This window comes from Winogradskya humida (assembly GCF_016862215.1).
GTDB classification, from domain to species: Bacteria; Actinomycetota; Actinomycetes; order Mycobacteriales; family Micromonosporaceae; genus Actinoplanes; species Actinoplanes humidus.
In genome coordinates this window covers 1-24,263 of record NZ_BOMN01000127.1, presented here as the reverse complement: position 1 = coordinate 24,263, position 24,263 = coordinate 1, and the positions used below count along the sequence as shown (strand labels likewise).

At 70.1% G+C, this 24,263-nt stretch carries 18 protein-coding genes and 7 tRNA genes; 18 read left to right on the top strand and 7 right to left on the bottom strand.

Annotated features, from left to right (window positions below):
* The first annotated feature begins 317 nt into the window (after positions 1-317).
* From Ahu01nite_RS43935 to Ahu01nite_RS43865, 15 genes are all read left to right on the top strand, one after another.
* Positions 318-671: a hypothetical protein gene (locus Ahu01nite_RS43935; protein WP_203842721.1), complete on the top strand. Its 354-nt coding sequence runs from the start codon at positions 318-320 to the stop codon at positions 669-671.
* Positions 672-1,449: 778 nt separating this feature from the next.
* Complete coding sequence (locus tag Ahu01nite_RS43930; RefSeq protein WP_438874868.1) at positions 1,450-3,996, top strand: EAL domain-containing protein; 2,547 nt, start codon at positions 1,450-1,452, stop codon at positions 3,994-3,996.
* Between the two features lie 105 nt (positions 3,997-4,101).
* Complete coding sequence (locus Ahu01nite_RS43925; RefSeq protein WP_203842719.1) at positions 4,102-6,096, top strand: thioredoxin domain-containing protein; 1,995 nt, start codon at positions 4,102-4,104, stop codon at positions 6,094-6,096.
* A gap of 427 nt (positions 6,097-6,523) precedes the next feature.
* Positions 6,524-6,595: transfer RNA gene (locus tag Ahu01nite_RS43920), tRNA-Ala, on the top strand.
* A 28-nt stretch (positions 6,596-6,623) separates the two neighbouring features.
* Positions 6,624-6,696 (top strand) — tRNA-Leu (locus tag Ahu01nite_RS43915).
* Between the two features lie 99 nt (positions 6,697-6,795).
* Positions 6,796-6,890, top strand: a tRNA-Ser gene (locus Ahu01nite_RS43910).
* 11 nt (positions 6,891-6,901) lie between these two features.
* A tRNA-Ile gene (locus Ahu01nite_RS43905) sits at positions 6,902-6,975 on the top strand.
* 12 nt (positions 6,976-6,987) lie between these two features.
* A tRNA-Asn gene (locus Ahu01nite_RS43900) sits at positions 6,988-7,060 on the top strand.
* Positions 7,061-7,073: 13 nt separating this feature from the next.
* Positions 7,074-7,145 (top strand) — tRNA-Val (locus Ahu01nite_RS43895).
* Between the two features lie 202 nt (positions 7,146-7,347).
* Positions 7,348-7,418 (top strand) — tRNA-Cys (locus Ahu01nite_RS43890).
* A gap of 221 nt (positions 7,419-7,639) precedes the next feature.
* Complete coding sequence (locus Ahu01nite_RS43885; RefSeq protein WP_203842718.1) at positions 7,640-8,806, top strand: 5-(carboxyamino)imidazole ribonucleotide synthase; 1,167 nt, start codon at positions 7,640-7,642, stop codon at positions 8,804-8,806.
* Positions 8,806-9,303 carry a 5-(carboxyamino)imidazole ribonucleotide mutase gene (gene purE / locus Ahu01nite_RS43880; RefSeq protein ID WP_203842717.1) on the top strand — a complete coding sequence of 166 codons (498 nt, stop codon included), beginning with the start codon at positions 8,806-8,808 and terminating at the stop codon, positions 9,301-9,303. The genes Ahu01nite_RS43885 and purE overlap by 1 nt, the downstream gene beginning before the upstream one ends.
* Before the next feature lie 101 nt (positions 9,304-9,404).
* Complete coding sequence (locus tag Ahu01nite_RS43875) at positions 9,405-10,529, top strand: MFS transporter (protein WP_203842716.1); 1,125 nt, start codon at positions 9,405-9,407, stop codon at positions 10,527-10,529.
* Positions 10,522-10,665 (top strand): hypothetical protein, encoded by a 144-nt coding sequence (locus tag Ahu01nite_RS43870; protein WP_203842715.1) that lies wholly within the window; start codon positions 10,522-10,524, stop codon positions 10,663-10,665. The genes Ahu01nite_RS43875 and Ahu01nite_RS43870 overlap by 8 nt, the downstream gene beginning before the upstream one ends.
* On the top strand, positions 10,655-11,053 hold the full coding sequence (locus Ahu01nite_RS43865) for an SgcJ/EcaC family oxidoreductase (protein WP_203842714.1): 399 nt from the start codon (positions 10,655-10,657) through the stop codon (positions 11,051-11,053). The genes Ahu01nite_RS43870 and Ahu01nite_RS43865 overlap by 11 nt, the downstream gene beginning before the upstream one ends.
* A 4-nt stretch (positions 11,054-11,057) precedes the next feature.
* Here the strand turns inward: Ahu01nite_RS43865 and Ahu01nite_RS43860 are convergent, their stop codons facing one another.
* From Ahu01nite_RS43860 to Ahu01nite_RS43845, 4 genes are all read right to left on the bottom strand, one after another.
* Entirely contained in the window at positions 11,058-11,570 is a 513-nt protein-coding gene (locus tag Ahu01nite_RS43860; protein WP_203842713.1) for a DUF402 domain-containing protein, read from the bottom strand.
* Complete coding sequence (locus tag Ahu01nite_RS43855) at positions 11,570-12,037, bottom strand: GrpB family protein (protein ID WP_203842712.1); 468 nt, start codon at positions 12,035-12,037, stop codon at positions 11,570-11,572. Before Ahu01nite_RS43855 ends, Ahu01nite_RS43860 begins: the two co-directional genes overlap by 1 nt.
* Positions 12,038-12,164: 127 nt before the next feature.
* Positions 12,165-17,252 (bottom strand): SCO7613 C-terminal domain-containing membrane protein, encoded by a 5,088-nt coding sequence (locus tag Ahu01nite_RS43850; protein ID WP_203842711.1) that lies wholly within the window; start codon positions 17,250-17,252, stop codon positions 12,165-12,167.
* Between the two features lie 125 nt (positions 17,253-17,377).
* Entirely contained in the window at positions 17,378-18,817 is a 1,440-nt protein-coding gene (locus Ahu01nite_RS43845) for a UDP-glucose dehydrogenase family protein (RefSeq protein ID WP_203842710.1), read from the bottom strand.
* A gap of 151 nt (positions 18,818-18,968) precedes the next feature.
* Here Ahu01nite_RS43845 and Ahu01nite_RS43840 point away from each other — a divergent pair, with 151 nt between their 5' ends.
* A complete protein-coding gene (locus tag Ahu01nite_RS43840) occupies positions 18,969-20,123 on the top strand; it encodes an acyl-CoA dehydrogenase family protein (protein WP_203842709.1) in 1,155 nt (384 codons plus the stop codon).
* Here Ahu01nite_RS43840 and Ahu01nite_RS43835 read toward each other — a convergent pair.
* Positions 20,120-20,506 carry a winged helix-turn-helix transcriptional regulator gene (locus Ahu01nite_RS43835; RefSeq protein WP_203842708.1) on the bottom strand — a complete coding sequence of 129 codons (387 nt, stop codon included), beginning with the start codon at positions 20,504-20,506 and terminating at the stop codon, positions 20,120-20,122. The genes Ahu01nite_RS43840 and Ahu01nite_RS43835 overlap by 4 nt on opposite strands.
* A 130-nt stretch (positions 20,507-20,636) precedes the next feature.
* Here Ahu01nite_RS43835 and Ahu01nite_RS43830 point away from each other — a divergent pair, with 130 nt between their 5' ends.
* Positions 20,637-21,602 (top strand): NADPH:quinone oxidoreductase family protein, encoded by a 966-nt coding sequence (locus Ahu01nite_RS43830; protein WP_203842707.1) that lies wholly within the window; start codon positions 20,637-20,639, stop codon positions 21,600-21,602.
* Positions 21,603-21,621: 19 nt separating this feature from the next.
* Here Ahu01nite_RS43830 and Ahu01nite_RS43825 read toward each other — a convergent pair whose 3' ends face one another.
* Positions 21,622-21,993, bottom strand: a complete 372-nt coding sequence (locus tag Ahu01nite_RS43825; protein WP_203842706.1) for a winged helix-turn-helix transcriptional regulator — start codon at positions 21,991-21,993, stop codon at positions 21,622-21,624.
* A 90-nt stretch (positions 21,994-22,083) separates the two neighbouring features.
* Between Ahu01nite_RS43825 and Ahu01nite_RS43820 the strand changes: the two genes are divergently transcribed.
* Entirely contained in the window at positions 22,084-22,926 is an 843-nt protein-coding gene (locus Ahu01nite_RS43820; protein ID WP_203842705.1) for an SDR family oxidoreductase, read from the top strand.
* Between the two features lie 37 nt (positions 22,927-22,963).
* Here the strand turns inward: Ahu01nite_RS43820 and Ahu01nite_RS51580 are convergent.
* Positions 22,964-24,263 (bottom strand): collagen-like domain-containing protein (locus Ahu01nite_RS51580; RefSeq protein WP_498370814.1); only part of this gene is annotated, 1,300 nt, incomplete at its 5' end.

The window sequence follows — 24,263 nt, the reverse complement described above, 5'->3', positions numbered from 1 at the left end:
CTGGCCCGGCCTTCCTGGCCCGGCCTTCCTGGCCCGGCCTTCCTGGCCCGGCCTTCCTGGCCCGGCCTTCCTGGCCCGGCCTTCCTGGCCCGGCCGCTCTGCGGGCCTGGTCCGGTTCGGCCTCGCCGGGCGCAGCTCGCCGGACTCATCGGCTGGCTTTGCGATCCAGGCTTGCTGTCCGGCCCGCATCACGCCTTGCGTCTGGCGGGTCTCATGCGGCGGGGCTGGAGTTGGGCGGATTGGGTGGGTGGTGGGGGTTGGGTGGGATTGCGGGATCCAGTGGTCGGGTTCGGGGCTGGTGGGCGTACCTTTGGGGGGTGGATTTCGATGCTGTGAACAACTTCGGGGATACCCGGTCCGGTGGGCTTGCCGGGCCGATGGGGCTCTTCATCATTGTGTTGATGTCCATTGCGACGGTGCTGCTCATCCGCAATATGAACAAGCGGCTGCGTCGGCTTCCCGACAGTTTCCCGGACAGCCGTGCGATTGCGCGGGACGCTGAGGTGGCTCGGCTCGAGGCGGATCTTGCTCGCCAGGAGGGCCGGCCTGCGTCGGGTGGCGCTGACGGTGATCGTTCCGGTGTGGACGGTTCCGGGGCTGCGGCCGAGGTCGCGGGCGTGGAATCCACGGACGGCGTGGCGAAGGATGGCGGGCGCGGCGAGCGGGCTTGATGTCGAGTGGCGTGATTCCACTTTGTCAAGTTTCTGGATTCGGCTGCGGGCGCGGCGCGTCGCGTTCTGAACATCGGTAGTGCCCCACCGTCAACCCCTGTTGCGTTCCGCCGGTTTGGCTTAGCCTTCCGCCGGGGGGCTTTGACGTCCCTCCACCCTGCGCGGAAAGGGGGCCGTCGGTGACCATCTCCCGCCCCCCGCATTCTCCACTGCAGATGCACGTGCATCCGCCAGTGCTGCTGGTCAGCGGCTTGCGGTGTGACCTCGGACAAGATCGCTCGCGGACCGTGCGCGGGGCTGTCCACGCAATCAGAAATGTGACACCCGAGGTGGCGCAGCGGCGAGATCGACGAGCCTCCGCGTCCCGTTCGGTGGTGTCGCCGGTGAGCGACCGGTCCGTCCCGAGCGCGACCGCCGTCTGCACGGACGTGTCGACGTGTGCGAATGGCGCAAGAACGGACGATGGCTCCCGGGCGGGCCGTTTTGACATCAAGCGTGAGGCGCGGTCGAGGGTGCGAACCACCGCTCGGGTCGTTGCCTCGATCACCGCGCGCGCTGCCGGCGCCCGGTTCGTGACCGTTACCCCGGTCGCGGCGGGTGGGTTCGGAGGCGGAGCGGCGCCGGCACGGTCACGCTGGTGGTGCGGTATGCGGGTGTGTTCGCCGCGGTGGATAACCGCGGCGCCCCCGATCGCCACGAACTCCGGGAGCAGGTCCGCTTCCGGTCCACGTCGTTCGGGCGAGGAGGTGGCATGACTTCGCCTTACGCTGTGTCGGCCGTGGCTTCCCGGGAAACTGGGGGCGCTGCTGTTGCGCCTGTTCGGCGCGCTTCGGGCGTACGGATGCTGCATGGGTCCGTTCTTGGTCTGGCACTTGTGTTTTCGCTGGTCGGGGTGTTGCTGCCGGGGCAGCGGCCGGTGGCCTTCACGCTCACGTCCGTGGCCGGGGGTGGCATTGCTCTTCTGCTCGTCGCCGCTGGTCAGCTCGCTCGGCTGCGGTTCCGTGTCGGGCGCGGCACCGTCAGCGTGTCGTGGGGTGAGGCTGCCTTCGTTCTCGGGTTCGCGCTGGTCCCGCCCGGATGGATGCCCGTTCTGACCCTTGCCGGGGTCGGCGGCGCGTGGCTGTTCATCACGTGGCTGAACGGTCAGCGGGTGGCGAGGGCCATCGTGCACCTGGCCGCGTCGCTCAGCCTCGGTGCGGCCGGGGCGACCGCGGTTGCGTACGGGATCACGGGACCCGCCGCGCCTGTCGGCAGCATCCGTACGCAGCTCGGTCTCATGGCCGGTGCGGTCGCCTACCTGGCGATCACTGTCGGTCTTGCCGTGATCACGCTGACGGTGAGCCGGGATGCCGGGTCCCAGGAGAGCGCGACACAGATCACAGCTCGGGCGCTGAATGCCAAGCTGCCGATGTTCGTGGGCAACGTCCTGGTCGGACTTTCCGCCCTGTTCGCGCTGGTCAACGGTCCGTTGTGGCTGATCGCGATGCCCGCCGTGCTGTGGCTGCTGCAGCGGGCATATCGCCAGCACCTGCGGGCCGACGAGGAGCGGCGGGTCTGGGAGGCGTTCGCCCGTGCCACCCGCACGCTGGGCCTGGCCACCGAGGATGCCGTGGCCGCCGCGGGGCTGCGCGGGGCGCTCGACGTGTTCGGTGCCCGGCGGGTGGAGATGCAAGTCACCCTGTCGCTCGGCCCCGACGCCCGTGAAGATCGGCGATACGTGCAGGACGCTCCGCAGGATCCGATGCCCGGGGCGATGCCGGGACCGGCGATCACCCGGGCCATGACCGTGGGAGGTACGCACGTGGGCGACCTCACCGTCTGGCTCACCGAGCCGACCATGCCTGCCACGCAGGACGAGCTGGCCGTCGCCGCGTACGCGGACGCGCTGGCCGGTGCCCTGCACGACGCGGCGGCCCACGAACGGCTGGCGCTGCTCGACGCGCGCGTGGCGTACGAGGGGGTGCACGACCCGCTGACCGGGCTGGCCAATCGGACCGCGCTGCTGGCGGACGGCGACGACCTGGTCAAGTCGCTGGACCGGGATCGGCCAGTCGCCGTGCTGCTGCTCGATCTCAACAACTTCCGCGAGGTCAACGGCACTCTCGGGTACAGGGCGGGTGACGCCGTCCTGCGTACCGTCGCGGAGCGCCTTGCCGATCTTGCCCGGGAGGGTGAGCTGATCGCCCGGCTGGGCGACGACGAGTTCGCCGTCCTGCTGCCGTCGCTGGCGACCCTCACCGACTCCTCGCTGCCGTTGCGGGAGGTGCCCAACCCGTTGCCGCAGGCGGTGCGGCGGGCCCGCGAGATCATCGAGGCGGTCAGCAAGCCGATCGACATCGACGGTGTGCGGCTGGTCACCGAGGTGGCCGTCGGCGTCGTGGTGGAGAACGCCGGCTGTGCCGAGCTGGGTGAGCTCATCCGGCGGGCGAGTGTCGCGCTCGACCAGGCCAAGGAGCTGAACGTCGCGGTCGCCGCGTACGACAGCACCCGCGACGCGACCAGCACCGATCATCTCTCGCTGCCGGCCGAGCTGCTGGACGCGCTCACCGCCGACGACCAGCTCGTGCTCATGCTCCAGCCCGAGGTCGACCTCGAGACCGGGGCACCCAACGGCGTCGAGGCGCTGATCCGGTGGAACCACCCGCGGCGTGGGTTGCTCACCCCCGATTCCTTCGTACGCACGGCGGAGAACGGCGGCCTGCTCGGACCGTTCACGCGGTACGTGCTCGACCGCGCGCTGTCGGCGGCTGCGGACTGGGCTGCGGCCGGGTTGGACGTACCCATCTCGGTCAACGTCTCCTCCCGCAGCCTGCTCGACCCGACCTTCCCGGCCCAGGTCTCCGAGGCGCTGCGCCGGCACCGGATCATCCCGGACCAGCTCGTGCTGGAGATCACCGAGTCACTCGCGGTCAGCGAGTCCGGCGTGGTCGACGAGGTCCTGGCGGCGCTGCGAGAGCTGGGAGTGCAGCTTTCGGTCGACGATTTCGGTACGGGCTTCTCGTCGCTCGCCTTCGTCACCCGCGTACGGGTCGACGAGCTGAAGGTCGACCGCTCCTTCGTGCAGGACATGGGCGAGTCGCCGATCGCGGCGGCCATCGTCCGGGGCGCCGTGGAGCTGGGTGCTCGGCTCGGCGCGCGAGTGGTCGCGGAAGGCGTCGAGACGGCCGACCAGCGCGCCGCCCTCCTGGCCCTGGGCTGCACCTCAGCGCAGGGATACCACTTCAGCCGCCCGCTGCCCGCCGACAAGATCGTGCACACCCTGCGCCAGATGACCGAGGCCGCCCCACCCAAGATCGTGCCGCTGCGGGTCGACGGCGCGAGCTGACTTTCCGGCCGGCCCCGGCGCCCGCGGCGAGGGCCGCCCGGGTGCCCGGGCAGGGGCCACCCGGCGCCGTGGGAAGTTGTCGGACCCCCGGGCTAGCGTGGGGGCATGGCAAATCGGCTGGCGGATGCAACCTCGCCCTACCTGCTTCAGCATGCCGGCAACCCGGTCGACTGGTGGCCGTGGTCGCAAGAGGCGTTCGAGGAGGCACGCAGGCGGGACGTGCCTGTGCTGATCTCCGTGGGGTATGCGGCCTGTCACTGGTGTCATGTGATGGCTCATGAGTCGTTCGAGGACGAGGCGGTCGCTGCCCAGGTCAACGCGGGGTTCGTGGCGATCAAGGTGGATCGTGAGGAGCGGCCCGACGTTGATGCCGTCTACATGACCGCTACCCAGGCGATGACCGGGCAGGGCGGCTGGCCGATGACCGTCTTCGCGACGCCCGAGGGTGACCCGTTCTTCTGCGGCACCTATTTTCCTCGTGCCAACTTCACGCGGCTGCTCGAGTCGGTTGGCGAGGCCTGGCGTGACCAGCGGGAAGCTGTGCTCGACCAGGGTGCCAAGGTGGTCAAAGCGATCGGTGGTGCCCAGCTCGTCGGCGGCCCGACCGCGCCGATCTCGGCCGAGCTTCTCGACGCGGCGGCGGTGCAGCTCGCCAAGGACCACGACGAGCAATGGGGCGGTTTCGGTGGTGCGCCCAAGTTCCCGCCGCACATGAACCTGCTCTTCCTGCTGCGTCACCACCAGCGCACCGGCTCGCCCGAGGATCTCGAAATCGTCCGCCACACCACGGAGCAGATGGCCCGCGGCGGCATCTACGACCAGCTCGCCGGTGGCTTCGCGCGCTACGCGGTCGACCAGACGTGGACGGTCCCGCACTTCGAAAAAATGCTCTACGACAACGCTCTGCTGCTGCGCGTCTACACCCAGCTCTGGCGCCTGACCGGCGATCCTCTCGCACGGCGTGTGGCCGACGAGACCGCGACCTTCCTCCTGCGTGACCTCGCCACTCCCGCCGGCGGCCTGGCTTCCGCGCTCGACGCCGACACCGACGGCACCGAAGGCCTCACCTACTCCTGGACCCCGGCCCAGCTCATCGAGGCACTCGGCGAGGAGGACGGCACGTGGGCGGCCGACCTCTTCGCGGTCACGACCGCGGGCACCTTCGAGCACGGCACCAGCGTCCTCGCCCTGGCCAGGGACATCGACGAAGCAACACCCGACCTCGTGTCGCGCTGGCAGGAAATAAGATCCCGCCTCTATTCAGTACGCACCCAGCGCCCACAACCGCAAAGAGACGACAAGGTCGTCGCCTCCTGGAACGGCCTGGCCATCACCGCGCTGGCCGAACACGCCGCCCTGGCCGACTCCGCACCGTCGGGTGCTGCGGCCGTGGAGTTGGCGAGGGTGCTTGCGGAGCGGCACATTGTCGATGGGCGGCTGCGCCGGGTTTCGCGGGACGGCGTGGTGGGGTCGCCGGCCGGTGTGCTCGAGGACTACGGCGCGGTGGCCGAGGCTTTCTGTGCGGTGCACCAGCTGACCGGCGAGGGGCGCTGGCTCACACTCGCGGGTCAGCTGCTCGACGTCGCGCTGGACCATTTCGGCACCGGCGAGGGCGGCTTCTACGACACGGCCGACGACGCGGAACGACTGGTCACGCGGCCTGCCGACCCGACGGACAACGCAACGCCCTCCGGTCTGTCGGCCATCTGTGCGGGCCTCGTTACCTACTCGGCGCTGACCGGCGAAACTCGCTACCGCGAAGCCGCCGACGCAGCCCTGGCCACGGTCGGCCCCCTGATCGGCAGCCACGGCCGCTTCGCCGGCTACTCGGCAACGGTCGCCGAGGCGGTCCTGGCCGGCCCGTACGAGATCGCCATCGTCACGGACGACCCCCAGGACCCCCTGATCGCCGCCGCCCACCGCCACGCCCCGCCCGGAACGGTCATCGTCACCGGCCGCCCCGGCCAGGACGGCATCCCCCTCCTGGCGGACCGGCCCCTGATCAACGGCGCCGGCGCGGCATACGTGTGCCGCGGCTTCGTCTGCGACCGCCCGGTCACCAGCGTCGACGAACTCACAGCGAGCCTGACCACGCGGTGATGAAACGCAGTTGATCGTCCCGGCCGGCACCTGATCCACTCCGGCCGGGACGATCATTTTTAATGTGTTGCCCCGTGGTGAATGGGTGTCTAACCTAGTTCTTAACAGCCGGGTCGAGTGGGTGAGGAGAGACAGATGTCGCAGCGAGCTTCTATTGCACTGCAGGGCCTTGGCACCTGCGGCGGCGTGCGCGTTGTCTGTCTCGCGGCGGCGAGTATTTGTTCCGGCGCGGCCAATGGTGCCGGTGCTGTAGCTGGTGCCACATATGTCGGCAGCTACAGCAATTATGCCCTTGGGCGGTGGCGTGGCTAGCAGTTGCTAGCGTTCTTACGCCGCCCTCCCCGCACGTGGGATCGGGCGGTTTTTGTTGTCCACGGCAGGGTCCGGGACACTTGAATGGAAAACTGCACAGTGGACAGCAACATTTGGGCTTGTGGCGCAGTGGTAGCGCACCGGCGCGGCATGCCGGGGGTCGACGGTTCGAGTCCGTCCAGGTCCACGGGTTGCGGGTGTTTTCGCAGCTTGATGTCTTCGTAGCCCAACGGTAGAGGCGCGACGTCGAGGGCGTCGTCAGTGCGCGTTCGAATCGCGCCGGGGACACGTTTCGAATTGTTCCAGGGCTGGGTGCTGGTGCACAGGAGAGTTTCGCAAGGTCTCTGTGCGGGGTTCGACTCCCCGACGGTCCACGGGGTTCACTAGGGGGAGCTGGCCGAGTCTGGTTTAAGGCAGTGGATTGCTAATCCGCCGTAGGGGCCATCGGGCTTCTGCCGAGAGTTCGAATCTCTCGCTCTCCGCGTAGGTTTACGTCGTCGTAGCTCAGTTGGTGAGAGCGCCGCTCTGATAAGGCGGAGGTCGCTGGTTCGAATCCAGCCGGCGATACGTAAGTTTTATTCCGGCGTCGCCCAATGGCAGGGCAGCGCACTGTTAATGCGTACAGGTGAAGGTTCGAGTCCTTCCGCCGGAGCGTTTTGTTTCCCGCCCGTATGGCTCAGCGGGAGAGCGTCCCGTTCACACCGGGAAGGTCCCAGGTTCGATTCCTGGTGCGGGTACGAGCGCAGCGCCCTGTGCGGGTACGAGCACGGCGCCCTGTGCGGGTACGAGCACGGCGCCCTGTGCGGGTACGAGCACGGCGCTCAGTGGGGTGGCTGTGTGGCAAGCGCGTCGTGGACGGCGGCACGTCCAGCGGTCTGTAAAACCGCCGCCTTCGGGCATACCTGGGTCGGCACCGGGGGCGCGCACGTAGTACAGGGTGACCGCATGCCCGAGTGGTCAGGGGGCCGCCTGCAAAGCGGTTCACGCCGGTTCGAATCCGGCTGCGGTCTCTGGGAGGTGCTGTCCGCTGGGCGGTCTTGGACACGTATGCCCGACGGGGGGCGGTCTTGGAGCACGTATGCCGGAGGGGGCGGCAGCGGCTCTAGTGGTTACGGCCCGGCCGGACAGGCGGTGACGGGGGTGGTGCTTTTGTCCGGGTCGTCGGGCGTACTTGTGAAGCTCGCTACCTCGGCAATCACTCACGTCTGGGGGTCGATAGGCTGGTGGGGCGATGGATAATCGAACTGGTCTTCCTGTTGTCGGCATGGTGGGTGGCGGGCAGTTGGCCCGGATGACCCACCAGGCCGCGATTGCCCTTGGTCAGTCGTTGCGGGTGCTCTCCGAGAAGCCTGACGACAGTGCCGCCCTTGTTGCCGCCGATGTGCGGATCGGGACCCATACCGATCTTGCTGCGCTGCGGGAGTTCGCGAAGGGGTGCGAGGCGGTCACTTTTGACCATGAGCATGTGCCCACCGCGCATATCGCCGCGCTGGCCGCCGAGGGTGTGAAGATCTATCCCGGCGCTGAGGCGATCCTGTTCGCGCAGGACAAGCAGCAGATGCGGGAGCGGCTGGCTGCCATGGGGGCGCCTGTTCCGCTGTGGCGGGCGGTGTCGACGGCTGCGGACATTTCGGATTTTGCGGCTTCGGTGGCTGCGGCTCGGGGTGGTTCGGGGTGGCCGGTTGTCGCCAAGGCTGTTCGTGGTGGGTATGACGGGCGCGGCGTGTGGATGCTCGGGGGGCTTGAGGCTTCTGAGGATCTTGTCAGCACCGGGACGCCGTTGATCGTCGAGGAGAAGGTGCCGCTGCGGCGGGAGTTGGCTGCGCTGGTGGCGCGGTCGCCGTTCGGGCAGGTCGCCGCCTATCCGGTCGTCGAGACCGTGCAGCGGGACGGCATCTGTGTCGAGGTGCTCGCGCCGGCGCCGGGGCTGGCCGAGGAGCTGGCCGTCGAGGCGCAGCAGCTGGCCATCGACCTGGCGAACGAGCTCGGGGTCGTCGGGCTGCTCGCCGTTGAGCTGTTCGAGACCGACAACGGGATCGTCGTCAACGAGCTGGCGATGCGGCCGCACAACTCCGGGCACTGGACCATCGAAGGCGCGCGGACCTCACAGTTCGAGCAGCACCTGCGGGCCGTGCTCGACTATCCGATGGGCGAGACGTCGCTGACCGCACCGGTCGTGGTGATGGCCAACGTGCTCGGTGGTGAACCCGGCGGCATGTCGATCGACGAGCGGTTGCACCACCTGTTCGCGGCCGACCCCGGCGCGCGGGTTCATCTCTACGGCAAGCAGGTGCGTCCCGGCCGCAAGATCGGGCACGTCACGGTCCTAGGTGACGACATGACATCCGTACGCGCCAGAGCGGTTCGCGCCGCCCGATGGCTTCAGGAAGGTTCGTGATGGGTCCCGTTGTCGGCGTGATCATGGGAAGCGACTCCGACTGGTCCACGATGGAGGCCGCGGCGCACGCCCTTGCCGAGTTCGAGGTCCCGTTCGAGGTCGGCGTCGTTTCCGCTCACCGTACGGTGCAGAAGATGGTCGACTATGCGACGTCGGCTGCTGATCGTGGGCTCAAGGTCATCATCACCGGGGCGGGTGGCGCGGCGCATTTGCCCGGCATGGTCGCGGCCTTGACGCCGCTGCCTGTTATCGGTGTGCCGGTGCCGTTGAAGTACCTCGACGGGATGGATTCGCTGCTGTCGATCGTGCAGATGCCTGCCGGGGTTCCGGTGGCGACTGTGTCTATCGGTGGGGCGCGTAATGCCGGGCTGCTGGCTGTGCGGATTCTCGCCGCGTCCGATCCGGTGCTGCTGAAGAAGATGCTGGCGTTCCAGGCGAACCTCGAGCAGGTCGTCGCGGAGAAGGACGAGGCGCTGCGCAAGCGGCTCATGTCGTAACCCTCAGCCCTGCGCAGAAAGCGTAGGTCGCTGCGATTCCATCGTGGGACGCTCACGGTGTGTGGTCGCGGGGGACGGGGCTGTTCGTAGCGTCACGGAACTTGTCCACTCTGGGTGACCTGGCTGCGGTGACCGCGCTCAGTGTGTTGGTGTACGGGGCGTCCGGTAGTGCCACGCAGGTCAGCGGGATCTTTGTCGTGCGGGTGCTGCCCCGGTTGTTCGGGCCGGTCGCGGGCGTGTTGGCTGACCGGTTCGACCTGCGTGACGTACTTGTTGTCTGCGATCTTGCTGCGGGCCTGGTCTTCGTCGGCGTCGCCGTTCTGCTGCCGTCGTACTGGTTGTTGCTGGTCATGCTTCTGGTCGCTGAGTCCGTCGCGATGGTTGCGCAGCCGGCCGCGCGGACGTGGTTGGCGCGGCGGGTCGAGGCCGATCAGCGGGGGCGGCTCACCGGGGTGCTCACGGCCGGTGTCGCGCTCGGGTTCGGGGTTGGCGCCGGGATCGGTGGGCTGAGTGTGGGTGCTCTCGAGCCACAGTGGGCGTTACTGGTCAACGCTTTGTCTTTCGCGGTTTCTGCGCTGCTGGTGTTCGCGGCTGGGGCTGCCCCGGTCGTGCCGGCTGGGGCGGCTGGGGCGGTACCGATGGTCGCGGCGGTGCCGGCTGGGGCGGTGCCGGCTGGGGCGGTGCCGGCTGGGGCAGTGCCGGCTGGGGCAGTGCCGGCGGTTGGGATGGCGTCGCGCGGTTTTGCTGGTAGTCGAATTGTCTGCATCGATCGGCGACTGGTTGGAGTGGCCGCGGGGATGGTCGGCGTGACTTTCGCCGGGGCGATCGACCGGCCCGCGGTGGTCGCGTCCTACGGGAGCAACGGGGAAGGCGCGGAATATGGGCTTCTGCTTGCCGCGATCAGTGTCGGCGCGCTGGTGGCCGCGCTTGTCGCCGGGCGGGTTCAGGGGACGGCGGTTTTCGTGAGCTCGATCGGGGTGCAAGCAATCGGACATCTCGGTCTTGCCCTGGGGGTGGAGCTGGGGCGGCCGGAGCTGGGGTCGGGGCTTACGCCGGAGCACGGACATGGGCATGGGCTGGGCGTTGCGGTCGGGGCTGCGCTGGTGGCGGGTGTGGGCAACGGGGCGGAGGACGTGACCGGTACGACGTTGCGGCAGAACGGCGCACCGGCCGCGCAGGTCGGGACAGCGATGGGCGACGGTGGTCAGCGCCGTTTTTGTGGCTGACGCGATGGGGTCGCTGGTCGGTGGGGTGCTGGTCGATGCGCTCGGGGCTCGTACGGTGTTCGTGATCGCCGCAGCCGTGATGGTCAGCTGCATGGCCGGGTCGTGGCGGTGTTTGGATGGTGGGCATGAGCGCTGAGATCACGGGTGTGTACAAGCGGCTGCTGGATGCGTGGAACGGCGGGGATGCCGAGGCGGCCGCGGCGCTGTTCGCGGATGATGCACTGGTGGTCGGGTTCGACGGGGGTCACATCGGCGGGGTCGAGGTCCCGGCGGGCGGCACCTACGTGGCCAAGATCCGGCGTGTCTGGGACGGCCGCATGGTGCACGCGATCGTGGGGGTGGTGCCGCCCGGTTCGTATGACCTGGACCCGGCGTTGAACGCCGTTCACACGGTCGTGGTGGAGGACGGGAAGATCGTGTTGTTTCAGAGCACGCCGGCGAAGTACATGGCCCGTCCGGACCTCGCCGCCTCGCACAACGCCGAGCTGACGCCGCTGCTGCTTACCGGCGACACCCTCGGGTAGCTGATCAAGGGTGCAGAAGCTCCCACTGCGGGTCGAACGGTAGGGCGGCCAGGCCTGCGATGGCCTGGGGTGGGAAGTCGGGCCAGGAGTCGCGGCGGGTGTCGTGGCGGCGATTGAGGTGGCGGTCCAGGAACATTTGGGTACGCCGGAGCCCGTCGACCCCCGCAGCGGCGTCGATTTCCCCCGCGGCGATCGCGTCGCCGTACTCGTCAAGATCGAGGATGCGGTACGGGTGGTCGGGCGGCCCCACGATGACGTCGATCCAGTCGTCGTCGACGTGCACCGTGTGGCCGTTGTCGACGATGCGGACGAGGTCGCAGTACCACCAGCCGCGTTGCTGGTCCGGGAAGATGACCGGCTGGTTGATCTGGAATCCGGTGTCGAGCAGGATGAAACTGCGCTGGAGCTTCTCCTCGCCGTGCCACGGGAAGCCCCAGTCGTAGGCGATCGCCGCGCCGTGGCGGTGGCCCGCGGCTCGGATGGCGCCGTCACGGATGACGGTTACGGGCGTGGCCATCAGTCGCGGAGGCCTGCCCGTTTGAGGATGTCGACGATCACCGCGGCCTTGCTGCTGACGTAGTTGGCCATCGAGAGCGGGTGGGCCGCTGCGGCCTCGTACTTCTGGGCTGCGTAGCGGTCGCGGTCGGCCGGGTGGGTGCGGAGCCAGTCGCGCAGGATGAGGTGGCGCAGGTATTCGTCGCAGTCGGGCCCGAAGACGTGCAGGTTGACGTCGTGGGGGTCGGTCCACAGGCAGCGGTGCTCGTACCATTGGGGCTCGCGGGTGCGCAGGGTGTAGCCGGCCGTGGCCAGAGCGGGGACGTAGGCGCTCTCGTCGGCGGGGTCGGCGACGATCAAGTCGATGTCCAGGCGGTCCTTGGCGGGCAGGCCCGGCACCGCGGTGGAGCCGACGTGGTCCAGCGCGATGACCGGTCGCCCAGCGCGGCCCGGATGCGGATCTCTTCCCGGGCGTAGCGGTGCGGCCACTTCGGGTCGTACGGGCTGACTGTGATCGGTTGGGCCACCTCGGGTGAGCGATCCCCGACCGTGCGCAGCTTCATCTGTTCGGGGGTGAGCGGCGCTGCGGGCGCCGGCAGTGGTGGAACGCGCATTGTCAGCGCATCCGGACCAGGGCGCCACGGAGGCGGTCCTGGGTGCGGCGGCGGTTTTCGTTGGTGGCGCCCAGGAAGAGCAGGACGATGCCGACCGGGACCAGGACCAGCCAGGGGCCGACCAGGGTGGTGGCGAAGTGGATGGTGGCGATGGCGGTTACCGCTGCGCCGATCACCACCGGGGCCTGCTGCTGGAGGCGGGAGCCGATGATCAGGCAGGCGACGCCGCCGAGCAGGAGCAGGAGTTCGCGCAGGTCGCCGGCGTCGGTGGCGATGACCAGGCCGGTGGTCGGGACAAAGGCCGCGAGCAGAGCCGGACCGTACGCCGACCAGCTGCTGAGGTCGGGGCGGCGGCGGGCCTCCAGCACACCGACCAGCAGGGCGAGCGCCGCGAACGGGAGGGTGTAGGCCTCGGGGAGGGCCACGTCGGCGAGGGCTACGAAGAGCCAGATGCCGATGATCTCGAAGCCGACCGCCAGCCAGAACAGGTTGCGGCGCTGGGCTGCGGAGCGGCCGGGGCGAGTCGCTGCCAGGCCGAGGACCGCGCCCCAGGCTGCCAGCAGGGCGGCGAGGTGGGCGGGGGAGTTGTAGGCGAGAGCGCCCGCGATCAGGGCGGAGGCGTAGCCGCTCCACTCGACCGTGGCCGCCTCGAGGCGGTACTCGGGCAGGCCGAGGCGGGGCAGCGTGGCCTCGAGGATCAGCAGGGCCGCGCCGACCGCGAGGACGCCGAAAGCCGCCCACTCGGGGGGCACACCGGCGACGAGGGCGACGGTTAGCACGAAGAACTGGCCCATCACCGCGGTGAAGACCCAGCCCAGGATGCGGGCCTGGCGGCTGCGCCCGGCGATCGCACCGACCAGGCCGACGCCGACCGCGGCACCGAGGGTGAACAGGGTCAGCTGTGGGGTGGCGAGGCTGCCGGCGAGACCGGCACCGCCCGCGAGCAGGCCGATGACGAAGACGATGTTGCGGGTCGTTCGCAGCATCGCGGCGTGGGTGGCGGCCGGGGGCGGGGTCAGCGCCAGGCCCAGCATGGAGATGGTGAACACGACCAGGGCCGCCGATGTCGCCGCCGGCCACGCCGCGTGCAGGGCGACGGGCGCGATCAGCAACGTGATGGCAAGCCCCGGCAGGATCACCGGCACGGCCTCGGCCGGTCGGGCGCCGAAGCCCAGCGCGGCGAGTGCGGCGGCCACCGTGAGGAGCACGGCGGCGAGCACGCTGGTGCCGTCGACGCTGCCGGACGCCGGGTTGGTGAGCGCGTCGACGGGTCCGGCCCATACCGCGTTGAGCTGCTGGAACGGGTCGAAGAGGGCGGCGCGCAACGCGGGTGCGATGGAGAGCAGGGCGAGCAGCGTCGGCAGGGCGGCCACCCAGACGGCGCCGGTGGCCGGATCGACCATCCAGCGTTCGCGCAGGCCGCTCGGCCGGATCGTGGCCCAGCGGGAGCGGCCGTAACGGGTGGTGAAGCCGGGCTCGGGGCGGGGGGCGGCGACGGTGATCCCCGGTGCGCGGACGGAGCCGCGCAGGAGCTCCGCGATCACGCCGATCAGGGCGGCGGCCGCGGCGTACAGGGCGGTGGGGTAGTCGCTGGGGATCGAGGCGATGGCGGTGACCGTGGCACCGCCGACCAGGCCGGCCGTGGCCCAGGGGAGGTATTGCGGCACCCAGGTGGCGACGAGCGCGAGCAGGGCCAGCATGAGGCTGGATCCGGCGACCGCGGCGATGAGCACGACCTGCGCGGTCTGGCCCTGGTTGGCGGCCGCGGCGGCGAGCACTCCGGGCGCCGCGAGCAGCGCACCCATCGTGCCCGCGCCGCCGATCTGGGCGCGGTGCCGGGGCATGCCGGTGTCGTCGAGGGAGATCGCCACACCGTCCTCGGTGCGGGCCCGCTCGATCCATTCCTCGCGGCGTTCCGGGGTCAGGTCGGCGCGGGACAGCCAGGCGACCAGCGCGCCGGTGAGGACGATGAAACCCAGCGCCAGCGCCGTCGACCAGGGCCGCACGAGGCCCGCACCGGCGGCGTGCAGGGAGACCACGGCGGCGACCCCGGCCCGGGACACGGCGGCGACCGGGTCGGTGGCGGCGATGGCGGCCATCCCGAACGCGAGCGCGACCGCGCCACCGATGAGCAGCGGCGACCACCAGGGCAGCCCGAACGCGGCGGGTGCACCGATCGTGGCCAGGGCGGCCGCGCCACCGCTGATGTAGTGCTTCCACGGGCGGGGCAGTGCGAGCGCCGCGGCGATGGCGACGACGATCAGGGCGACCGGGGCCTGCCACGCGTTGCCGGCGACGTTGCCGGGGATGTTGCTGACGTCGGACGCCCAGATAGGGCCGGGGGCGGAGATGATCCGCAGGCCGAGCCCGAGCGCCTGCCACGCGGCGATGGCGGTGACGACCAGGCCGGCCAGGGCGAGGCCCCAGACCGGGCCGCGACGCCAGTCCTCGGGCAGTGCCCGCACGCCGAACCCGACGATGAGGACGACCACCGCGGCGACGGCCAGCGGCGCCGTGGGGAAGGCGAGCGCGGCGATCCGGGCCAGCGCCCCACAGATGGCGACCGTGGCCGCGGCGGCCGCGATGTCCGGGCCGTCGAGCATCCGGTCCGCGCGGCGTCCGTTGTCGAGCGACTTGGCGAAGAAGAGCAGCAGCGCGGCGGCCAGCAGCAGCGCGCCGACCCAGATGTCCGGCGCGGTCGAGCCCGGGGCGAACAGGGCGGCGGCGGCCATGGCGAGCGCGCCCAGGCCGGCGCCCGCGGTCATCGGGACGCTGACCTCGCGGCGGGCCACCTGGAAGACGGCCGCGTAGGTGAGGGTGCCGGCCACGGTGAGGAAGCCGAGCGCCAGCGCCGGCACGGTGACCGCTGCCGTCGGCGGGGGACCGCCACCGGGGTCCTTCATCGCGAGCACCGCGGTCACCACGGCACCCGGGATCGCGAGGGCGGCGGCTCCGGAGGCCCAGTCGCCGACGAGCCACGCGTACAGACGGATCGGGATCTGGCGGGCAGCGACCGCGACCATCACGCCCGCGCCCGCCAGAGCGGTCAGGACGGCCGCGGTGAGCCACGACGCGCTGAGGGCGGCGCCCGCGCCGAAGAGCCCGACGACACCCGCGACCGCGATGTGCGTGATGGCGACCCGGCGGGTCGGCGCGACCAGACCCACCGCACCGATCGCGATCGCGGCGATGACCAGGGGCCACGGCGCGGTGGACCAGGGCATGGCGAGCGACGACGGGAGGGACAGCGCGGTCAGCGCGACCCCGATGACCGCGCCTTCACGCCGGTATTCGGCCGGGAGTGCGAGCGCGGCGGCCAGGGTGAGCAGCAGCGCGCTGAACGCGAGCATCCATCCGTAGTCGCCCGCGGCCACGGCGATGCGGTCGGCGTAGGCGGCGGTGTCGGCGTTCCACACCGGGCGCGCGGCCCGCACCGGGGCGAAGGCGGCGCGCAACGCGTCGACGGCGATGAACAGGCCGATGACGGTGAGCGCGGCGGCGGACGCGAACTGCGGACCGCGACGCACCTCGTCGGGGAGCATGCCCACGATCGCACCGGTGAGCGCGACGGCCGCGGCCGCGGCGGCCAGGGTCCAGGCCGGGGTCGCCACGTCGGCGATCCGGGCGCAGACGAGGATGATCGCCAGGGTCACCACGGCGCCCGCGATGTTGCTGGCCAGGACATGGTCGACCATGCGGGCGGCCGCGGCGGCGGTCACCGCGGCGAGGATCAGGATCACGCCGGAGCGCAGCGCGTCGGGCACGGTGTCGGCGCCGAGCAGGCCACCGGTGCCGTAGAGCAGGGCGCCCGCCGCGGCGACCAGCAGCAGGACGTAGGTCACCTGCCGCAGGAAACCCGCCGTCGGTGGCGAGGAGGGCGCGGCGAGCGGCACCGACCCGGCCGCGGGTGCCCCAGCAGGGCGCGGGCCGGGGAAGATGCGGGTGGGCAGCCAGCGCGGCCGCCGCCGGCCACTCATCCCGCTGATGATCAGATCTGGCTCTTCGGGCTGCGTCTCCGGGCGTGCCGGCGTGTCGAACAGCGCGTCGTCGAAGTCCTGCTCGCCGAGGGCGCGGGCGTCGGCCTCGTCCGCGCGGTCCGCGGCGGTTGGCCGCCCGACCGGCCAGCGCGGCAGCAGCCGGCCCTGCCGGATGACGGTCGTGAGCAGGAAAAGATCGATGACCGCGGTCACGGTGAGTGCGCCGGCCCAGCCCGCAGGGCTTTCAATGATGGGGTACGCGAGGAGCGGCGCGACAGGCTGAACGGCCACCACGGTTGCGTACCTGGGCACGGCGAGTTTCGTCGCACCCGCGTACACAAAGCTGGCCGCCGCCGTGATGAGCAGGGTGACCCCGAGGAAGACCGGCCCGGGCACCGCGTCGCCGCCGAAAACCGCGTTGCCGTGCAGCGCGAACAGCGTCATCGGGAGCAGGATCAGGCCGACCGCGGCCAGGGTCTCGCCGGTGGAGGTCAGTCCGCGCCGGGCGATGGCCGGGGCGGCGACGAGGGCGACGGCGGTGAACAGCGCGAGGATCAGCGCCCGGCCGACGGCATTGGTGGCGGCACCGGCGAAGACCACCGCGGCGACGCCCAGGACCAGCGCGCTGACGCCGAGCAGGATGTTCTGCACCCACTGCGACGACGTCTCCGGCGCGTGCCCAGGGAGCGGCTCGGGCTGCAGGGGAGCGACCCGGGGCGGCCTCGTCCGGCGTGGCGCACCCGGAGGCGGCGGCGGGGGAGGGGCGGTCTGCGACCTCGCCTGCGGAGGGGGCGGCGGCTCCTCCGTGGGCGGCGGGTCGTCGACCAGCACGGTGGCGCCGTCGGTCATGACCCCGGGCTTGCCGGCGGGCGGTGGCGGACCCTCGGTCTCCGCCACCCGCCGGCGCGAGCGACGGGTCGAGGTGGCCCGCTTCTTCTGCTGGTTGGCGTGGGCCAGGATGTCGCGCTGGAACTGGGCAGCCTGAATTTTGCTCGCGATGTTGGAGCGCTCCTTGGCCGCCGCCATGTCCTGGATCTTCAGCTCCGCGATGGACGCCTCGATCCGGCCCAGCTCCTCGTCGTAGCCTTCTTCCGGCTTCTGCGCCTGAGCCACGGCACTCCCCTCGCCCCGAGATGCCCTTCCGACATCTCATTAGAACAGTCTCCACAGGGGGGAGATCAATGGAAACGGCCGCGAACCCGACAGGTTCGCGGCCGGGGCCGGAAAACGGTCAGTCTCTAGAGGGCTGGCGCGGGCCGGCCCATTCCGCGATACTCCCAGCCCGCGCGGGCCCACAGGACCGCGTCCAGGCAGTTCTTGCCGTCGATGACCCGCTTGCCGGAGGCGAGGGCGGCGAGTGCGTTCGGGTCCGCATTGCGGAATTCAGCCCACTCTGTGAGTACGCACACCAGCTCGGCGCCGGCGACCGCGTCGTTCATCGAGCTCTCGTACGCGAGCCCGGGCTGGACGGCGCGCGCGTTCTCCATGCCCTGGGGGTCGTAGACGCGTACGTCGGCACCGGCCTTGGCGAGGCTGGCGGCGACGGCGAGTGCGGGCGCGTCGCGTACATCATCGGAATTGGGCTTGAAGGCCGCACCCAGCACCGCGATCCGGGTCCCGGAAAGATCGGGGCCGGCCGGCCCGGCAGGGCGGTCGAGCAGCTCGGCGGCGAGGTGGATCACCCGGCTGCGACGACGCAGGTTGATCAGGTCGACCTCGTGCAGGAACCGCAGCGCCTCGCCCGCGCCCAGCTCCTGGGCCCGCGCCTGGAACGCGCGGATGTCCTTCGGCAGGCAGCCGCCACCAAAACCGACCCCGGCCTGCAGGAACCTGTTGCCGATCCGCGGGTCGTAGCCGATCGCCTTGGCGAGCTGGGTGACGTCACCCCCGGCGACCTCGCAGACCTCGGCCATCGCGTTGATGAAGCTGATCTTCGTGGCCAGGAACGCGTTCGCCGCGACCTTCACCAGCTCGGCGGTCGCGAAGTCCGTCACCACCAGCGGGACCTCGCGCTCCTCGCTCGCGGCCAGGTCGAAGACGCCCTTGTGCGCCGCGTAGAGCATGCCGTTGGCCCAGTCGCTCTTGACGCCGACGACGATCCGGTTGGGCCGCAGCACGTCCTCGACCGCGAACCCCTCCTGCAGGAACTCCGGCGACCACGCGACCTCGATGCCGAGCTCGGCGGGCACGTGCTTCGCGACGAGCTGCTCCACCCATTCGGCCGTTCCGACCGGGACCGTCGACTTCCCGACAATCAGGGCGCGGCGCTTCAGGTGACGGGCAAGATTGGTGACAGAGGCTTCTACGTACGCGAGGTCGGCGCCCATGCCGTCCCCACGCTGCGGGGTCCCGACGCAGATGAAGTGCACGTCCGCGTGCTCAGCGACCTCTTCGTAGGAGGTGGTGAAGCGCAGCCGGCCCGACGCCAGGTTGGCCTGCAGCAGCGTGTCGAGCCCGGGCTCGTGGAAGGGCACCTGTCCCGCGGACAGCTTCCCGATCTTCGCGGCGTCGATGTCGAAGCCGAGCACCTCATACCCGAGTTCCGCGAAACAGATCGCATACGTCGCGCCGAGGTATCCGGTCCCCAGGAACGCGAGCCGAGGTCGCGCGGCGCCGGAAGGCACCTCGATCTCGGAGAACACGGGCACTGACGGCGTCGTCGGGTACGGAATGGTCACGCTGTCAACTCCAGTCAGCCGGGGCACTCACCATCGCACGGCGTCGACCTTGCCCTTCGATCGCCGTCCGCGCCGAAGGATAGTGCGAGTACCCTACGCATCGGTAACATAGCGAGCGTTAAGGTGCGCCGCGTCTTGGGAAGGGCGAGTCATGTCTGATTTCGACGTGTATCAGCTGCCGGAGGACCACGAGACCATCCGAGCCGCGGTCCGAGAGGTCTGCGACGCCCGCGTGGCGCCCAACGCGGCAGAAGCGGACGAGAACGCGGAATTCCCCAAGGCCTCGTACGACGCCCTGCGCGCCTCCGACTTCCACGCCCCGCACATCCCGGCCGAATACGGCGGAGCCGGCGCGGACGCCCTGGCCACCGCGATCGTCATCGAGGAAGTCGCCCGGGCCTGCGCCAGCTCCTCACTGATCCCGGCCGTGAACAAGCTCGGCACGATGCCGCTGATCCTGGCCGGTTCCGAGTCGCTGAAGCAGCGCTACCTCACCCCCGTGGCGGCCGGCGAGGCGATGTTCTCCTACTGCCTCTCCGAGCCCGAAGCGGGCAGCGACGCCGCCTCGATGACCACCCGCGCGGTCCGCGACGGCGACTTCTGGGTCCTCAACGGCGTCAAGCGCTGGATCACCAACGCGGGCGTCTCGGAGTACTACACCGTCTTCGCCGTCACCGACCCGACCGCCCGGTCGCGCGGCATCACGGCCTTCGTCGTCGAGAAATCGGACGAGGGCGTGACCTTCGGCGCCCCCGAGAAGAAACTGGGCATCAAGGGCAGCCCCACCTGCGAGGTCTACTTCGACAACGTACGCATCCCCGCCGACCGCATGATCGGCGACGAAGGCACGGGCTTCGCGACGGCCATGAAGACGCTCGACCACACCCGCGTCACCATCGCCGCCCAGGCCATCGGCATCGCCCAGGGCGCCCTCGACTTCGCCAAGGGCTACATCCAGGAACGCAAGCAGTTCGGCAAAGCCATCGCCGACTTCCAGGGCATCCAATTCATGCTCGCCGACATGGGCATGAAGCTCGAGGCCGCCCGCCAGCTCACCTACGTCGCCGCCGGCAAGAGCGAACGAGGCGACGCCGACCTCACCTTCTTCGGCGCAGCAGCGAAATGCTTCGCCTCCGACGCCGCCATGGAAATCACCACCGACGCGGTCCAGCTGCTGGGCGGCTACGGCTACACCCGCGACTACCCGGTCGAACGCATGATGCGAGACGCCAAAATCACCCAGATCTATGAGGGTACGAACCAGGTCCAGCGCATCGTCATGGCCCGCCAGATGCTCAAGGGCTAGCCCGTTTTCAGGGCGCGGGCGTCGTATTTGGTGCGAGCGTCGTCGATGCGCGCTGAGTTCTCGAATGCCCACTCCACCATGGGCAGGGCGGTCGCGCAGAGCGTCGCGCCCATCGGGGTGAGTTCGTAGCTGACGTGTGGCGGCATGACTTGGTGAATGGTGCGGGTCAGGATGCCCTGGCGCTCGAGGTTGCGCAGGGTCACGGTGAGCATGCGCTGGCTGACGCCGTCGATGGCCCGTTTGAGTTCGGTGAAGCGGCGCGGCCCGTGTCTGAGATTGCAGACCACCAGCAGTGACCACTTGTCGCCGACCATGCCGAGGATGGCGTGGATCCGGGACGAGTCCGTCGGCGCGGGGTGTGGCCCGGTGTTCGTCCCGGTCATCGTTACCTCCTGGGAACCATGGCACCCAAATGTGCCTTATTGCCGTGCTCGGGGTTGATGCGCGACGCTGATCCGGTTCCCATCAGGAACCAAGGTACGAATGGTAACCGGTTTCACAACAGGAGTCTCGATGCGCTCAATTCAGATCACGGCCCTCACCGGGCCGGCCTCGTTGGAGCTCGTCGACGTCGAGGAGCCGAGCGATACCGAGTCGGTCATCATCGACGTATACGTCGCCGGCGTGAGCTTCCCCGAGGTTCTGCAAAGCAACGGCGAGTACCACGTCCACCACACGCTGCCGTTCATTCCGGGCACCGAAGTCGCTGGAATCGTACGATCCGCTCCCTCGGGCAGCGGCCTGACCGCGGGTCAGCGGGTCGCGGCCTTCCCGGGAATCGGGGGGTACGCCGAAACCGTGGCTGTGCTCCCGGCGGCGGTCTTCCCCCTGCCCGACGAGGTGTCCTTCCACGCGGGTGCGGCGCTGCCCATGAACTACGGGACCATGCACTTCGCTCTGGTACGCCGTGGTCAGCTGAAACCGGGCGACACTGTCCTGGTGCACGGCGCGGCCGGCGGCGTCGGCACCGCCGCTGTCCAACTCGCCTCCGCGCTCGGAGCCAAGGTGATCGCGGTCGTGTCCGGATCTGACAAGGTCGACACGGCGCGGGCAGCCGGCGCCGCCGAGGTCGTTCTGGCGGACGGCTTCGCCAAGGCGGTGCGGGAGATCACCGGGGATCGAGGCGTTGACATCATCGTCGACCCGGTCGGAGGCGACCGGTTCGCCGACTCACTGAACAGTCTCGCCCCCGAGGGCCGCCTTCTGGTCATCGGCTTCACCGGCGGCGAGATCCCGCAGGTCCGGGTCGACAGCCTGATGTACAACAACGTCAACGTGCTGGGAGTCGGCTGGGGTGCGTTCTGGCGGACCCGGCCATCCTTCCTCCAGGAGCAGTGGGCCGATCTTTTGCCACTGCTGAAGGCTGGCAAGCTACAGCCGGTGCTCGGGCAACGCTTCGCTCTCGAGCAGGCCTCGCAGGCTCTCGTCGAACTCGACCAGCGCCGCGCCCGGGGCAAGCTGCTCCTGGACGTTCGGTAAGCCTCTCGGCCCGCACCAGCTACGGCGCGTCGTGGTTCGGCAGTCGCTGCGTGATTCCGTCGAAAAGGGATCCGAGTTGGGCGCCGACGTCGCGGCCGAAGTCGGTCAGTCCGTACGTGACCTGGGGTGGGGTTGTGGGCTCGACCTTTCGCCAGATCAGGTCGTCCTGGAGCAGGGTGCGCAACGTCTGGGTGAGCATCTTCTCGCTCATGCCGCTGATGCTCTCGCGCAGCTCGTAGAACCGCAGGTCGCCGTGGCGCAGGGAGATCAGCACCCAGATTCCCCACCGGCTGGTCACATGGTCGACCACGTCGCGCGCCGGGCAGTCGGTGTTGAGCACCTCATAGCGGGCGCCCTCGACGGCCGGTTTGAACTGCCAGCCTCCCGCCATGGCAGGAGCTTACCCCGAGGTATGTACTTACCGGTGGTGAGCAGCGCTCCCTAACGTCGTGATCAGCAAAGCGACGCGAAGGAGCTGAACATGATCGTGGTGACCGGAGCTACCGGGAACATCGGCCGGCCGTTGACGCGGGCCCTCATCGACGCCGGCGAGCAGGTGACGACGCTGTCACGAAACGCGGTGCAGCCATCTGACGGCGTACGCCATGTGGTGGCTGATCTTGCCGATCCCGCCGGTCTCGAGCCCGCACTGGCCGGAGCGAAGGCGATGTTCCTGCTGCTCTCCGGCGCTCTGCACGGCGCCGAAGCCCGGCCCGCCGAGGTGATTGCCCAGGCTGCGGCCAGCGGGGTCCGTAAGGTCGTCCTGCTCTCCACACTCGGCGTCGTGACCAGGCCGTTCGGGACGACGCGGATCAAGATGCGCGAACTGGAAGACACCCTGCGGACGTCCGGTATGGACTGGACCGTGCTCCGGCCGGGCGGCTTCGACTCCAACGCGCTGTGGTGGGCGGGATCCGTACGCGAGCAGCAAACCGTCGCGGCGCCCTTCGGTGATGTCGGGGTGCCGATCGTCGACCCCGCAGACATCGCCGAGGTCGCTGCGGCCTGCCTGACCGACGACCGGCACAGCGGCGGCGTCTACGAGCTGACCGGCCCGGCCGTCATCACACCGCGCCAGCAGACCGGGGCGATCGCCGCCGCCCTCGGTCTGCCGGTACGGTTCCATGAGCTCACCCGGGCCGAGGCCCTGGCCGCGATGACCCACGCGATGCCGGCCGAGCTGGCCAACGACACCCTGGACATCCTCGGCTCACCCACCCCCGCCGAGCTGCGCGTCAGCCCGGACATCCAACAGATCCTCGGGCGGGCTCCGCGTACGTTCGCCGACTGGACCGCCCGCAACATCGCCGCGTTCCGCCCCTGACCGCCTGGCGATCTGCAGCTCGTCCTCCTCAGAGGCTTCAGACGACGGTGGCGCAGATCGCGAACGCCGTCACCGTTCCCAGGCCGGAGTTGGACGCGGTCCATGCGGTCTGCGACGAGGGGTAACTCGCACTGAGCTGGCCGCCGCCGGCGACGCTGCCGCCGCCGCCCAGGACCTTCCTCCCCGCCGGGCAGGAGGCTACGGAGCTGCTGTTGCTTGCGGTGCCCGTCACCAGCGAGTAGCCGCTCACCCCATCGGCGCCGGCGGGGCCCTGGGCACCTGTCGCGCCGGTGGGGCCCTGCGCGCCCGTTGCGCCGGTGTCACCTTTGGCGCCGGTTGTGCCCTGTGCACCTGTGGCGCCGGTCGATCCGGCCGGGCCCTGAGGCCCCGCTACGCCTGTGGTGCCGGTCGCACCTTGGGGGCCGGTGGCACCGGTTGTCCCTGTCGTGCCTTGAGGGCCGGTTGCTCCGGTCGTTCCGGTTGCGCCTTGGGCGCCGGTCGGACCTTGCGGACCTGTTGTTCCGGCTGCTCCGGTAGCGCCCGTTGCGCCTTGAGAACCTGTCGCTCCGGTCGCACCCTGAGCGCCGGTTGCACCCTGAGCGCCGGCCGGCCCCTGGGCTCCGGTCGCGCCTTGCGGGCCTGTCGCGCCGACGTCACCCGCGAGGCCGGTCGCACCCTGGGGGCCTGTTGTCCCGGTCGCGCCGGTCGCACCCTGGGGACCTGTCGCTCCCTCCGGTCCGATCACGCCCTGCGGACCCGTCGCGCCGGTGTCTCCGGGAAGACCCTGCTGGCCCTGCGGCCCCATCGGACCCTGCGGGCCGATCGCGCCCTGCGCACCGACCAGGCTTGCGAGGAACTCGGTCACGGTGCCACTGGCATTGCCGTTCAACGCCCGCCACGTATCAAAGGCCGAGTCGCCGGTTGCGCCTTGCGCGCCCGTTGCTCCCTGTGCGCCGATCAGTGATGTCAGGAAGTCGTCGAGAGTGCCGGTGTTGGTGTCACTCCACAGGTCGTACGCGGACCTGCCGTCGAAACCCCGTGGACCGACCAACGAGTCGAGGAACTCGTCCACTGTGCCGGCGTGCCCGTTCGCCAGCCATAGTTGGTAGGCCGAGAATCCTTGAGCTCCCTGTGCGCCGATCAGGGAAGTGAGGAAATCGCCGACCGTGCCGCTGTTGCCCTCCTGCAGCCACAACGCGAACGCCGACAGCCCATCGGCCCCGGTCGCCCCGGCCACTCCGGTCGCACCCTGAGCCCCGGTCGCCCCGTCAGCTCCCGCAGCGCCTGTAGCGCCTATTGCGCCGTCAGCTCCCGCAGCGCCGGTCGAGCCTGTTGCG